Origin of the sequence: Mycobacterium sp. GA-2829 (assembly GCF_001499965.1) — a bacterium.
GTDB lineage: Bacteria > Actinomycetota > Actinomycetes > Mycobacteriales > Mycobacteriaceae > Mycobacterium.
This window is the reverse complement of the sequence record NZ_LQIT01000026.1, coordinates 1-12,572: the sequence shown is the minus strand read 5'-3', so window position 1 is coordinate 12,572 and position 12,572 is coordinate 1. Positions and strand designations below refer to the sequence as shown.

Here is a 12,572-nt window from a genome sequence, read left to right as displayed (position 1 = left end):
GCCAGTCGACCCACCCCTCACCTTCCCGAGCACCGCTAGGAGTACGACGATGACCAAGCAGGTCCTCGATGACCGCCCGCTTCCGTTCGCCACGCTCGCGGACGCCCTGCACTACTGGGCCACCACGGCTCCCGACGCTGTCGCGCTGACCGCGGACACGCGGGAATTGACCTATTCCCAATTCGCCGAGACGGTTTCACGATGCATGGGATGGCTGGTGGCGCAAGGTGTACGCCCCGGTGACCGCGTGGTGATCGTGGGCCACAACGAGATCGCCTGGGTCGTGCACTACATGGCGACGCTGTGCCTGGGCGCAGTGATCGCCCCGGCCAACAACCGGCTCAACCCAGCGCAGTTCGCCGACCAGGTCGAACTGCTGGACGCCACGCTGGTGCTCGCCGACGAGGCACACGCTCAGATCGTCGCCGACGTTCCCGCCTCGAAGGTGCGCCCGTTGAGCGACAACAATGTCGCCGAATTGGCGGCACCCTTCGACTCTCCGAACCTGGAAGTGCCCGCCCTGATCAGCTTCACCTCCGGCACGACCGGAAAGCCCAAGGGCGCCACCTTGACGCAGCGGGCACTTGCTGAGGCCTCCTGGGCTTTCGTGCGAGTGCTGGGCACCGGCAGCGGGGACTCCACGCTCGTGGTGGTGCCGATGTTCCACAACACCGGATTCGTCGACCAGTTCGGTCACATGCTGCTGGTGGGTGGGCGCACCGATCTGCTGCGGAAGTTCCGCACCGCTGACGCGGTGTCCGCACTGATCTCCAGGCCGGTGACGTACCTGGCCGCAGTCCCGAGCATCCACCGGCTGATCATGCTCGCCGACGGCGCCGAACGGGCGCTGGCCTCGGTGCGGGTGCTGCTCTATGGGGGCTCACCGATGCCGGCCGCCTGGATCGACGAACTGCTCGCCACATGGCCCGAGATGCGGTTGTTTCACGGTTACGGGATGACGGAGTACGGCTCGGCGGTGTCGTTCCTGCCGCCCGAGTACGCCGAAACCCGCGGTGAATCAGTGGGTTTCGCCGTTCCCGGCACAGCGATCCGCATCGTCGGGGAGGACGACGGCATCGACCGGCCCGAAGGTGAGGTCGGCGAAATGTGGGTCAAGGGCCCCACGCTGATGCAGGGCTACTGGCGCCAGCCGGAACTCACCGCGGCGAAGATCCGCGACGGTTGGTTGCGCACGGGGGATCTGGCGCGCCTCGACGGTGGGTTCTACTACATCGAGGGCCGTGTGGACGACGTCATCAACCGTGGCGGTGAGAAAGTGCTGCCCGCGCACGTGGAGGGCCTGCTGGCCACCCTGGACGCGGTGGCCATCGGGTGCGTGTTCGGAGTCACCGACAGCATCCTGCAGAACCGCGTGTGGGCGGCGGTCGAGGAGCGGCCGGGCCACACCTTCGACGAGGTCCACGCGCGTGGCGTCCTGCGTCATCAGCTGCCCGATTATGCTGTCCCGGAACGCATCCTGGTACTCAATCCGCTGCCCCGCACGGCCAGCGGGAAGGTCGACCGGCGCGCGGTGGCCCGCCACTGCGACCAGGTGCGAAGCGGCGCCGAATCCGGGGCCCGGTAGTCAACCGCGCCCGCGCGGGTCTGCGTTCACGGGCGTGTTCACCCCTCGTGGGCGGCACGCCCGCTGACGGCCCCCACCATCTTGCGGACCAGCCCCTCATACCGGTTCGCCACGGCCTGGATCGACAGGGCGCCGTCGGCGTTGTACCAGGTCGTCACGTACTCGCACATGGTGATGATCGCGAATGCCGTTGTCACGTAGTCGTCGACGGCGAACACCCCAGCCTCGACGCCTTCACGCAGGATCGCGCGGACCTCCTCCACGTAATCCTGCTCGAGCTTGCGGATGGGGGCCAGACGGCTCTCCGGGATATCGCTGGCGCGCCCCTTGAGCGCCATGGTCAGGTCGAACGCCTGGGCGATCTCAGACTGCTGCAACTGCCAGGTGACGTGGGCGCGAACGAGTTGGCTGAGCTTGAACACCGGGTCGCTGTCGGTGACCGAACCGCGGACATAGTCGAGGAAGTCGTTCATCGACTGCTCGATCACCGAGCCGTACAACTCTTCTTTGGAGGGGAAGTACCAGTACAACGCCGGCGGTGAGATGCCGAGTTCGTCGGCGACCGCCTTGAGGCTGGTGCCCGAGTATCCGTTGGCCGTGAACATCTGCAGTGCGACCTGCATGACCCGCTCCCGCCCGACCGTCTCCCGCCCGGTGCGGGTCCTGCGTTCACGCTTGGGCGCGCCGTCGACGACGCTCTTCTTGGCCGCTGCCATCTGTTGGTCCTCACTACGCGTGCGTGCCGGTTTGGAAGCCTCGCGCCGCGCGGGCTGATCGCCGCGGCCGGAAGCGCCTCGCAATTTAACGTTTGTAAGATTAGCATCGTAGGGCGGTAGCTGCGGTTTCCTTCAGCTTTCGCGTCCTGGGCGCGCGTCGGGACCGGCTCGCGTAAAGTTGTGGCGAGGCGATTGCCACGGTTAGTGCTCCAGACTCGCCGTTCGCCGGAGCGGTGAGCGCAACATTCCCCGGCCCGGGGCCGGAGCGGAAGGACAGTGGATGCCAGACGCGATAACGTCAACGCTTTCGGCGGAAAACGCTGACGGTCATGTGGCCTCATCGCCGCGCTTGCGTGCGGCCGATCAGCTTCGCGCGTATGTCGAGGCCGCCGATTGGTCGCATATGACTTATCGGCGCCAACAGATCCTCGAGGCATTCGTTGAACTGGCGTCAACCATCGGCTATCAGTCGGTGACGATGCGCGCCCTCGGGGAGCGTGTCGGAGTGAAGGCGCCCAGCATCTATCGTCACTTCCTCAACGGCAGGGATGAGATCGTCCGGGAGGCCTACCGGTGGCATTTTTACCGGTTCGCCTCCGCGATACTGGACGTCGTCGATCAAACCCGCGATGCGAACGAGTACTGGAGCAGTCTGATCGGCGTGCATCTACGCCGTCAGGTGGAAAGTCCCGAGAACGACATGTGGGACATCCTGCTGGCCACCGACCGCATCGCCGGGTTCCTCCCGGACGACATGCGCGACGAGTACCGCGCATGGATGCGGCTTTACGAGCAGATGCACGCGGCGGTGGCGCTCGAGTTGGGTTGCGCGTCCTCAGATGTCACGAAGTTCGTCAAGATGGTCGTGAAGATCCTCGACACCTCCAGCGAGTGGTGCGGCTGGGACGGCACCGAGGAGGGACTGCAGACCTGTGTCGCGCAGGCCACCGTCATCTGTCGCGCCCTGCTCGCCGTCGATATCGACGACCTGAGCCCGGGGAGCGCTGTCAGGTCCTGAGGGGCGTGGTTGAGCCTCTGCTACCGCTTGGCCAGCCGCCGGGTCAGCACGTGCGCTGCGCGCAGTAGGGATTCGCCCAGCTGCTTCTGACGCCGGCCATTGAAGCGGGATTCGACACCGGTGAGGCTCAGAGCCCATCTGGGTCGGCCGAGTTCGTCGAACACCGCGGCGCCGACTCCCCAGCTGCCCTCGACCAGAAGCCCGGGGTTGACCGCGTATCCGGTGAGCCGGGTTTGGCGGATTCGCCGCCTGATCGCGGTGGCGGTGTGGCCCGGACCCCATGCGGCCTGCAGGTCGACGCGATCGAGGTAGGCGTCGATCTCGCGGTCGGGGGAGTGGGCCAGCATGACCAGGCCGGCCGAGGCGACCCCCAGCGGGAAGCGCTTGCCCGGATGCAGCACATGGGAGCGCAGCGGGAAGCTGCCCTCCTCGGCCGAGACGCATACCGACTCATCACCGCGTCGCGCCGAGAGGAACGCGCTCTCGGCGGTGTCGCGCGCCAGGCCCCGCAGAACCTCCACCGCCTGCGGTGCGGTGTCATACCGGCTCGCCGCCACCGACCCAAGGAGGTACATCTCAGGACCCAAAAACCATGCCGCGCTGTCGGATGCGCGGTCGACGAGACCCTCGTCGGCCAGGGCGACCAACATGCGGTGCACGGTCGGGCGGGGGATGGCCACATTGCGGGCCAACTCGGTGGTCGACGCCCCCCGATCGCCAGCGCGCCCCAGCTCGCGCAGCAGAGCAGCCGCGCGAGATATCACCGGCGGGCTCGCCGCTGCCTGCGTCACCCGTCCAGCATAACCGTCCACTCAATGGACATCACTGCAGGACGCCGTTCACACGAGTGAACACTCTGTCGTTCTTCAAGGCCAAATCCTTGCTAACACAGTGCTTTTGATGTTGTCATCGTTCGCACGCGATCTTGACAGCAATGAACACCCACGGACAAAGTACGGAGAAGCTGAACCATGAGCACCACGGTGATGACAAGCGTCCACCACGCGGTCGCCGATATCCCCGACGGGGCGTCTTTGGCTGTCGGCGGCTTCGGCCTGTGCGGAATTCCGGCCTCCCTCATCGCCGCTGTCGCCGACGCGGGGGCCCGCGACCTGGAGGTCTACTCCAACAACTGCGGCATCGACGACGAGGGTTTGGGCATCCTGTTGGCCCTGGGCCGTGTCCGCCGCGTCACCGCGTCCTACGTCGGGGAGAACAAGGAGTTCGCCCGGCAGTATCTGGCCGGTGAGCTCGAGGTGGAGTTGACGCCACAAGGCACCCTCGCCGAGCGGCTGCGTGCCGGGGGGGCCGGCATCCCTGCGTTCTACACTCCGGCGGGGGTCGGCACCCCCGTCGCCGACGGTGGCCTCCCGTGGCGCTTCGCCGCCGATGGGGCGGTGGCGCTGGCTTCCCCGGCCAAAGAGATCCGCGAGTTCAACGGCCAGCGGTACGTGCTGGAGACCGGGATCCGCGCCGACTACGCACTCGTGCACGCCGCCGTCGGCGACACCAACGGCAACCTCGTCTTCGACAAGACGGCGATGAACTTCAATCCGCTGGCCGCCATGGCCGGGCGGGTGACCGTGGCGCAGGTGGAGCGACTCGTCGCACCCGGCACCCTCGAGCCCGCCGCCGTGCACCTGCCCGGCGTGTTCGTCCAGCGCATCGTCGAGACGGGACCCCAACCCATCCGTATCGAGAAGCGCGTCGTGCGCGAGGAGGAGCATTCGTGAGCCAGTCGACGACCGCCGGGTGGACCCGGCCCGAGATGGCGCGGCGCGTCGCACGTGACCTGCGCGACGGGCAGTACGTCAACCTGGGGATCGGTCTCCCCACCCTCGTTCCCGCCTATCTGGACCCCGGGGTCAGCGTCACGCTGCACTCGGAGAACGGCATTCTGGGCACCGGTCCCTACCCCACCGAAGCACAGGTGGACGCCAACCTCATCAACGCGGGTAAGGAGACCGTGACGGTGCTTCCCGGGGCGGCGTTCTTCGATTCCGCGTTGTCGTTCGGGATGATTCGCGGCGGACACATCGATGTCGCGGTGTTGGGCGGCATGCAGGTGTCCCGGTATGGAGACCTGGCCAACTGGATGGTTCCCGGCAAGATGGTGAAAGGCATGGGCGGGGCCATGGACCTCGTTCACGGCGCCGGACGCGTCATCGTGCTGATGGAACACCGTGACCGACAAGGCAATCCGAAGATCGTCGACGCCTGCACGCTGCCGTTGACGGGGGCGCGGGTGGTCCACCGCATCGTCACCGATCTGGCCGTCATCGACGTCACCGGTGACGGCTCCCTGGCACTGGTAGAGACCGCGCCCGGCGTGACTCCCGACGATGTGCAAGCGGTCACCGGCGCTCCACTGCTCGTCGCCGAGTCCGCGTTGGCGCACTGACCGCACGCTCGGCGGCCGGCACTCGGCCGCCGAGCGTTCCGTCCGGTGCAGCCGGCGCGCGACGTCGCGCGCATCGCGGTTTCGTGCCGGGTCGCGCCGCCCGCCGGGCTGGAGTCCCTAGGCGATCAGCCGCAGGGGCAGTGTGGTGAAGTGGCGCGAGAAGTCGGTGTTGTCCATTCCCACGGGTCCGGCCAGCTCGATACGCCGAAACCTGCCCGCGAGGACCTCGAACACCGCCTTGGCCTCAGCACGCGAGAGGACCTGGCCCAGACAGCTGTGCGGGCCGATGCCGAAGGACAGATTGCGGCTCTGCTCGGCGGGTCGTCGGTGGTTGAAGACATGCGGGTCGGTGAATACCTCGGGGTCGCGGTTGGCCGCCGCGATCATGAAGCGCACCGTCGAACCCGCCGGGATGTCGACGCCGCCGATGGTGACGTCCGCGGTGGGCACCCGGTAGAAGCTGAGCTCCGGCGGGTCATAGCGGATGATCTCATTGATGATGGCATCCCGGGCCGAGGGATCACGACGGAAGTCGTTCCATACCTCGGGAAGTCGGGCGAACACGTGTAGGCCCGCGGCGATGGCGTAGCCGACATCCATGTGCCCGAGGGAGTACAGCAGTAGGGTAGTGGCCCGCGCTTCCTCGTCGGTGATCTCACCCCGTTGCTCGGCGGCGAGTAACGCGTCGGCGAGGCCGTCTCCCACCGTGTCCCGTTTCGCGGCGAGCATCGGGGCGACGCGGCGGGCGAGCCTGTCGAAGCCGTCGGCGGCCTTGTCGATCGTGCCCGCGCGCGGCAACGCCGAGAGCATCGGCATGGTGTCGGCCATGTCGTGGACCACACCCACGACGTCGTCAGCGGCAAACTGCAGCACGCGGCACATCGTGTGGTGGGTAGGAACGGCCGACAGATCCCACCACCCGTCGACGAGGTCACCCGATGCCGCGTCGAGCACGGCGTTGGTGACCGCGGCGGTCGTGGCGACCCAGTTCTCGACGGCTTTGGGGGTGAACCACTTGCTGGTCTGTCGGCGGAGCTGGGTGTGCTTGGGAGGGTCCTGGGCGATCACCGACTGGCGGGCGATCGACCAGGGGCCGGCCTTCTCCCAGCCGGGCTCGACCGACATCGCGGGGCGTTTGCCGAACTCGAGGACATCGGCGTACCTCAGCACCACGAAGGTACCGTCGGTGTCCCGCAGAACCGGCACTTCAGCCTGCGCACGGGCGAACCACGGGTAGGGGTCGCGTTCGAACTCGGCGTGATCCCACGGCAGATACTCGTACGCCGTCAACGTTCCATCCCCAGGGGGCAGGGCCCGCCCGACGTTGACATCGAGGGCGCCGTAACGCCCCTGAGGCGAGGCGCCGGCGTCCGGCCGTTGATCTGTTGAGGTCGACATCGTCATCTCGGACCTTTCCCATGATGGGGCGGCACGTGCGGGGTGCCGATGTGCGCGCCGCTCGCGTCGCCCCGCGGCACCCGTGGCACCAACCTGTGACTGCGCTCACTGAACTTACCTTCATTCGCATCGACCCGCAATTCTTGCATCGGTGCGCGTGCCACACCCCCGCGGCGGAGGAGGCGGCGCAGAATTTGCCGATCTTCCAGCTTAAAAGTGGTGCGTGGGCAAGACCTTTCGCAGGCGGGCGATAGTCTGCTTTAATCGAATGAACGTTAAGTTAGGGGAGGTGCAGCCGGTGGTGCGGACCGATAGGCGCGTCGAAGGCAAGGTGGCCGTCGTGACCGGCGGCGCCCAAGGCATGGGTGCCGCCCACGTGCGGCTGCTCCTGGAACACGGCGCGCGGGTCGTGATCGCCGACATGGCCGACGAGTCAGGCCAACACCTTGCGGCCGAGTTGGGTCCTGCCGCCATGTTCGTCCATCTCGATGTCACGGACGCCCAACAGTGGCGGGCGCTTGTCGAGCGGGTGACAGATGCGTTCGGGCCGATCAGTGTGCTGATCAACAATGCGGGAATTCTGGTCTTGCACACGGTGGAGACCGCGTCGGAAGCCGAATACCGCAGGGTGATCGAGGTCAACCAGGTGGGCCAATTCTTGGGGATGCAAGCGGTCATCCCCGGGATGAAAGCCCTCGGCGGAGGTTCCATCGTGAACATATCCTCGACCGCCGGGGCCGTGGGTTTCGCCGACAACTTCGCGTACACCGCTTCGAAGTGGGCCGTCCGCGGTATGACGAAGGCCGCGGCGCTGGACCTGGCCGGTTACGGCATCCGCGTCAACGCCATCCTCCCCGGCGAAGTCCATACTCCGATGATCGCCGACCTCGGCCTGAGCACCGATACCACGCCACTCGGGCGTTTCGGAGACCCTCGTGAAATTGCTTACCTGGCTTTGTATTTGGCGTCCGACGAGTCGGGATACACAACCGGCGCCGACTATGCGATCGACGGCGGGTATACCGTCGCCTGAGCCTCGGGCACCGTCGGACGAGGGTCACCGCGGCACCCGGGACCGATCCGATGCATCACTGACGAGCCCACCATTACAGGCGCCGGGGCGGCGCCACGCACGCTAACGGGCATGACCCCCGGGGATGTCCCCGACACAGCTCCTTGGCGACCGCCGGACAGATACGCGTGGGGTGCTGGCGGCTTGCCCGACGCGTGGGCCTGGCTCATTGCACCGACGAGCCAGGCCCACGCAGTCACCGCACTAGACGTCGCCTCAAGCGAAAACGGCGAAAACCTTACGGATCGTCTCGTGCAGGTCCCACGTTCCGCTCCATCCGCGCGGGAAGACCGCCACGTCACCGGTTTTCAGCTCCAGGGGCGACCCGCCGTCGGGAGTCACCGTCATTCGGCCCGCCACGATGTGGATCACTTCATGGGTCTCGAGTCGCCAGTACGACGAGCCCGCAGCGCACTCCCAGATGCCGGCGGAGGCGACCCCCTCCTCCCACAAGGTGACGCCAGTGGTGGCCATGGGGTCACCGGTGGCCTCCGGAAGCGGACCCCAATCTTCGAGCGCCACAGTCGTGGCATGGGACAAGTACGGGGTGAGTGAGGGAATGGTCAAGATCAAGCTCCTCGTCGGTTGGCACGCTACTTGGTCAGGCGAATTAATGTTAGCTTAATTAGTCTTAAGGCGTCGCATTCGCATCGCAGCCCTACTGTCCAGGGGAGAGAACGTGCGTATTACCCTGTTGAGACGCGAATGAGTAGCGGTCCTCGGCGTCTTCTCTACCTCGTCGACATCGCCCCTTTCGCCGCAGTCATGTGCTGGGTTTGCATATAACTGAATGTCCGTTAAGGTGATTCAAGTTGACGTCCGGCGGGCCCTGGCTCGCGGGGCGAACAAGGAAGTACCGGCCAGTCAAACGATTGGGGACACATGGGCACCGGCGGACCCGGGATGGAGCGCTTAGCAACGACGGTGGGCGTGGTCGGCGAGTCTGCGCCCGACGAGCGCCGAGTCGCGCTCGTGCCCAAAGCCGTTGCGGCGTTGGCGAACGCCGGTGTTGCGGTGGTGGTTGAACCCGGGGCCGGCGAACGGGCGCTCCTGCCGGACGACCTCTATGTCGCCGCCGGTGCATCGGTCGGCGATGCGTGGGCGGCCGACGTGGTGGTCAAAGTGGCCCCGCCCAGCGCCGAGGAGGCCGCCCGGCTGCGCCGTGGCCAGACGCTGGTGGGCTTCCTCGCCCCCCGCAGCCGCGACAACCAGATCAGCACGCTCGCAGCCGCGGGCGTGCAGGCATTCGCCGCGGAGGCGGTTCCACGGATCTCCCGCGCTCAGGCAATGGACGCGTTGAGCTCACAGGCCAACGTCGCCGGGTACAAGGCGGTCCTGCTGGCGGCGTCGGAATCGACCCGGTTCTTCCCGATGCTGACCACGGCGGCGGGCACGGTGAAACCAGCGACCGTGCTGGTCCTCGGCGTCGGCGTTGCCGGATTGCAGGCGTTGGCGACCGCCAAGCGCCTCGGCGCCCGAACCACCGGCTACGACGTGCGTCCGGAGGTCGCCGACCAGGTGCGGTCGGTGGGGGCGCAATGGCTCGACCTCGGCATCGATGCCGCCGGCGACGGTGGATACGCCCGCGATCTGTCCGACGACGAGCGCCGCCTGCAGCAGAAACGACTCGAGGAGGCGATCACCGGGTACGACGTCGTCATCACCACCGCGCTCGTGCCCGGTCGCCCGGCGCCCCGTCTCGTCACCGCCGCCGCCGTGCAAGGCATGAAACCGGGCAGCGTGGTGGTCGATCTCGCGGGGGAGACCGGCGGCAACTGCGAGCTGACCGACCCGGGCCGGACCGTCGTCAGGCACGACGTGACCATCGCCTCGCCGCTGAATCTGCCCGCCACGATGCCTGAACACGCCAGCGAGCTGTACTCCAAGAACATCACCGCCCTGCTGGGTCTGCTGATCAAAGACGGTGCGCTACAACCAGATTTCGCCGACGAGATCGTCGCGGCATCCTGTGTCACCCACGCCAGCGCGGCGCCATCAATGCCTCCGACCGAGGAGAACCACCAGTGACCCGTCCCCTTGCCACCGCGGTCCTGAGGAGTGTCGCGATCGCCGTCGACGGCTTGCTCAACGCGGTGTTCCCGCTCGCCGATGACGCGCAATTCGGCACCACGGCCGTGGAGGTCTAGGTGTACGACCAGCTTCTCGCCAACCTCGCGATCCTGGTGCTCTCGGGGTTCGTCGGGTTCGCGGTGATCTCCAAGGTGCCCAACACCCTGCACACGCCGTTGATGTCGGGTACCAACGCAATCCACGGCATCGTCGTGCTGGGCGCCTTGGTGGTTTTGGGGCATCTGCCGGCCGACGCGCACTGGGGGGTGCGCGTCATCGCCTTCGTCGCGTTGGTGTTCGGCACGCTGAACGTCATCGGCGGCTTCCTGGTCACCGACCGCATGCTCGGCATGTTCAAGAGCCGCACCTCGTCCGCGACCCGCGCAGAAGCGAAGGGCGACCAGTGACCTACCTCGTCAACGGGCTCTACATTCTCGCCTTCGCCCTGTTCGTCCTCGGCTTGTCCGGGCTGACCGGGCCGCGAACCGCGGTGCGCGGCAACTGGATCGCCGCGGCCGGGATGGGCATCGCGGTGGTGGCCACGCTGATCTCCGTGCGCGACACGGCGATGATCAACTGGGTACTGATCGCCGCCGGACTGGGGGTCGGCGTGATCCTCGGGGTGCCGCCCGCCAAGAGAACCAAGATGACCTCGATGCCCCAGCTCGTGGCGCTGTTCAACGGTGTGGGCGGCGGCACCGTCGCCCTCATCGCGTGGGCGGAATTCATCGAAACCGGCGGTTTCGCCACAATCGACGCCACCCCGGCTGCGCCCCTGGTCATCGGATCGTTGTTCGCCGCGGTCATCGGTTCCGTATCGTTCTGGGGCTCGCTTGTCGCGTTTCTCAAATTGCAGGAATCGATCCCCAAGTCCGTCGAACGCCGACTGGTGGCCGCCGCGAGACACTTCCAAGCCGCCAACATCGCACTGCTGATCGGCGCCGTCGCCGCCGCGGTCTATATCGGGATCAACACCGGACAGGGCAGCCCGTCCTGGTCGATCGTCGTGGTCCTGGCGCTGGCGGGCGTCATGGGACTGTTCGTGGTGTTCCCGATCGGGGGCGCCGACATGCCGGTGGTCATCTCCCTGCTCAACGCCCTCACCGGATTATCCGCGGCGGCAGCAGGATTGGCGCTCAATAACACCGCGATGATCGTCGCGGGCATGATCGTCGGCGCGTCGGGCTCCATCCTCACGAATCTGATGGCCGTAGCGATGAACCGCTCCATCCCCGCGATCGTCTTCGGTTCGTTCGGCGGGGCCCCTGGTGCGGCCGGCGACGGCGGCAATGCCGTTGCCGGCACCGTGAAGGCCACGAGCGCGGCCGACGCCGCCATCCAGATGGCCTACGCCAACCAGGTCATCGTGGTGCCCGGCTACGGACTGGCCGTCGCCCAGGCCCAGCACGCCGTCAAAGAGATGGCCACCCTGCTCGAAAGCAGGGGCGTCGACGTCAAGTACGCCATCCACCCGGTCGCCGGGCGGATGCCCGGGCACATGAACGTGCTGCTGGCCGAGGCCGACGTCGAGTACGACGCCATGAAGGAAATGGACGACATCAACGGTGAATTCGACCGCACCGATGTCGCGATCGTCATCGGCGCCAACGACGTCACCAATCCGGCCGCCCGCAACGACCCGTCGAGTCCCATCCACGGCATGCCGATCCTCAACGTCGACGAGGCCCGGTCGGTGATCGTGCTGAAACGGTCCATGTCCTCCGGGTACGCGGGCATCGACAACCCCCTGTTCTTCGCCGACCAGACCTCAATGCTCTTCGGCGACGCGAAGAAATCCGTCGGCGCGGTGATCGAAGAGCTCAAAGCGCTTTAGCGACTGCGCTTTCGCAACGCATCGGCGTCGCTGTGGGCACCGCCCAGAACCGAACACCTGAAAGGGACTGAACGATGAGTCAGACAGTGCGCGGGGTGATCTCCCGGTCGAAGAAGCAGCCGGTGGAAGTGGTCGACATCGTGATCCCGGATCCGGGGCCTGGTGAGGTCGTGGTCGACATCATCGCCTGCGGTGTCTGTCACACGGATCTGACCTACCGCGAGGGTGGGATCAACGACGAGTACCCGTTCCTGTTGGGCCATGAGGCCGCGGGCACGGTCGAATCAGTCGGGGCGGGTGTGACCAACGTCGAACCCGGTGACTTCGTGATCCTGAACTGGCGCGCGGTGTGTGGACAGTGCCGGGCGTGCAAACGCGGCCGCCCGCATCTGTGTTTCGATACCCACAACGCCGCGCAGAAGATGACGCTGACCGACGGCACCGAGCTGACCCCGGCACTGGGGATCGGGGCGTTCGC

General features: G+C 66.7%; 14 protein-coding genes. 10 read left to right on the top strand and 4 right to left on the bottom strand.

The annotated features are described in order from the left end of the window. The first annotated feature begins 49 nt into the window (after positions 1-49). A complete protein-coding gene (locus AU194_RS16715; RefSeq protein ID WP_059090363.1) occupies positions 50-1,585 on the top strand; it encodes a class I adenylate-forming enzyme family protein in 1,536 nt (511 codons plus the stop codon). Positions 1,586-1,623: 38 nt separating this feature from the next. Here AU194_RS16715 and AU194_RS16710 read toward each other — a convergent pair whose 3' ends face one another. After that, entirely contained in the window at positions 1,624-2,301 is a 678-nt protein-coding gene (locus AU194_RS16710) for a TetR/AcrR family transcriptional regulator (protein WP_059090362.1), read from the bottom strand. Between the two features lie 280 nt (positions 2,302-2,581). Between AU194_RS16710 and AU194_RS16705 the strand changes: the two genes are divergently transcribed. Further along, complete coding sequence (locus AU194_RS16705; protein ID WP_082698689.1) at positions 2,582-3,319, top strand: TetR/AcrR family transcriptional regulator; 738 nt, start codon at positions 2,582-2,584, stop codon at positions 3,317-3,319. A gap of 20 nt (positions 3,320-3,339) precedes the next feature. Here AU194_RS16705 and AU194_RS16700 read toward each other — a convergent pair whose 3' ends face one another. Beyond that, positions 3,340-4,110, bottom strand: a complete 771-nt coding sequence (locus AU194_RS16700) for an IclR family transcriptional regulator (RefSeq protein ID WP_231743434.1) — start codon at positions 4,108-4,110, stop codon at positions 3,340-3,342. Positions 4,111-4,290: 180 nt separating this feature from the next. On the opposite strand from AU194_RS16700, the gene AU194_RS16695 reads away from it, so the two are divergent. Both AU194_RS16695 and AU194_RS16690 read left to right on the top strand, forming a co-directional pair. Continuing rightward, complete coding sequence (locus AU194_RS16695; RefSeq protein WP_059090360.1) at positions 4,291-5,052, top strand: CoA transferase subunit A; 762 nt, start codon at positions 4,291-4,293, stop codon at positions 5,050-5,052. Beyond that, entirely contained in the window at positions 5,049-5,720 is a 672-nt protein-coding gene (locus AU194_RS16690) for a CoA transferase subunit B (RefSeq protein ID WP_255374839.1), read from the top strand. The genes AU194_RS16695 and AU194_RS16690 overlap by 4 nt, the downstream gene beginning before the upstream one ends. Positions 5,721-5,837: 117 nt before the next feature. On the opposite strand, the gene AU194_RS16685 is transcribed toward AU194_RS16690, so the two are convergent. Continuing rightward, positions 5,838-7,118 (bottom strand): cytochrome P450, encoded by a 1,281-nt coding sequence (locus AU194_RS16685; RefSeq protein ID WP_197417641.1) that lies wholly within the window; start codon positions 7,116-7,118, stop codon positions 5,838-5,840. 298 nt (positions 7,119-7,416) lie between these two features. Between AU194_RS16685 and AU194_RS16680 the strand changes: the two genes are divergently transcribed. Continuing rightward, complete coding sequence (locus AU194_RS16680) at positions 7,417-8,151, top strand: glucose 1-dehydrogenase (protein WP_255374838.1); 735 nt, start codon at positions 7,417-7,419, stop codon at positions 8,149-8,151. 255 nt (positions 8,152-8,406) lie between these two features. On the opposite strand, the gene AU194_RS16675 is transcribed toward AU194_RS16680, so the two are convergent. Continuing rightward, complete coding sequence (locus tag AU194_RS16675; protein ID WP_157576150.1) at positions 8,407-8,664, bottom strand: cupin domain-containing protein; 258 nt, start codon at positions 8,662-8,664, stop codon at positions 8,407-8,409. A 429-nt stretch (positions 8,665-9,093) separates the two neighbouring features. On the opposite strand from AU194_RS16675, the gene AU194_RS16670 reads away from it, so the two are divergent. From AU194_RS16670 to AU194_RS16655, 5 genes are all read left to right on the top strand, one after another. Beyond that, positions 9,094-10,218, top strand: a complete 1,125-nt coding sequence (locus AU194_RS16670) for a Re/Si-specific NAD(P)(+) transhydrogenase subunit alpha (RefSeq protein WP_059090416.1) — start codon at positions 9,094-9,096, stop codon at positions 10,216-10,218. Then, positions 10,215-10,337: a hypothetical protein gene (locus AU194_RS32865; RefSeq protein WP_255374837.1), complete on the top strand. Its 123-nt coding sequence runs from the start codon at positions 10,215-10,217 to the stop codon at positions 10,335-10,337. Before AU194_RS16670 ends, AU194_RS32865 begins: the two co-directional genes overlap by 4 nt. After that, positions 10,338-10,667, top strand: coding sequence for an NAD(P) transhydrogenase subunit alpha (locus AU194_RS16665; protein ID WP_059090357.1), 330 nt, complete (start codon positions 10,338-10,340; stop codon positions 10,665-10,667). Beyond that, positions 10,664-12,094 carry an NAD(P)(+) transhydrogenase (Re/Si-specific) subunit beta gene (locus AU194_RS16660; protein WP_059090356.1) on the top strand — a complete coding sequence of 477 codons (1,431 nt, stop codon included), beginning with the start codon at positions 10,664-10,666 and terminating at the stop codon, positions 12,092-12,094. Before AU194_RS16665 ends, AU194_RS16660 begins: the two co-directional genes overlap by 4 nt. 74 nt (positions 12,095-12,168) lie before the next feature. Further along, positions 12,169-12,572 (top strand): alcohol dehydrogenase catalytic domain-containing protein (locus AU194_RS16655; RefSeq protein WP_157576148.1); only part of this gene is annotated, 404 nt, incomplete at its 3' end.

Excerpts from the sequence above, each read along its gene's own strand:
- AU194_RS16715 (WP_059090363.1), top strand. The coding sequence starts at position 50 with ATGACCAAGCAGGTCCTCGATGACCGCCCGCTTCCGTTCGCCACGCTC.
- AU194_RS16710 (WP_059090362.1), bottom strand. The coding sequence starts at position 2,301 with ATGGCAGCGGCCAAGAAGAGCGTCGTCGACGGCGCGCCCAAGCGTGAA.
- AU194_RS16705 (WP_082698689.1), top strand. The coding sequence starts at position 2,582 with ATGCCAGACGCGATAACGTCAACGCTTTCGGCGGAAAACGCTGACGGT.
- AU194_RS16695 (WP_059090360.1), top strand. The coding sequence starts at position 4,291 with ATGAGCACCACGGTGATGACAAGCGTCCACCACGCGGTCGCCGATATC.
- AU194_RS16685 (WP_197417641.1), bottom strand. The coding sequence starts at position 7,118 with ATGTCGACCTCAACAGATCAACGGCCGGACGCCGGCGCCTCGCCTCAG.
- AU194_RS16675 (WP_157576150.1), bottom strand. The coding sequence starts at position 8,664 with ATGGCCACCACTGGCGTCACCTTGTGGGAGGAGGGGGTCGCCTCCGCC.
- AU194_RS16670 (WP_059090416.1), top strand. The coding sequence starts at position 9,094 with ATGGAGCGCTTAGCAACGACGGTGGGCGTGGTCGGCGAGTCTGCGCCC.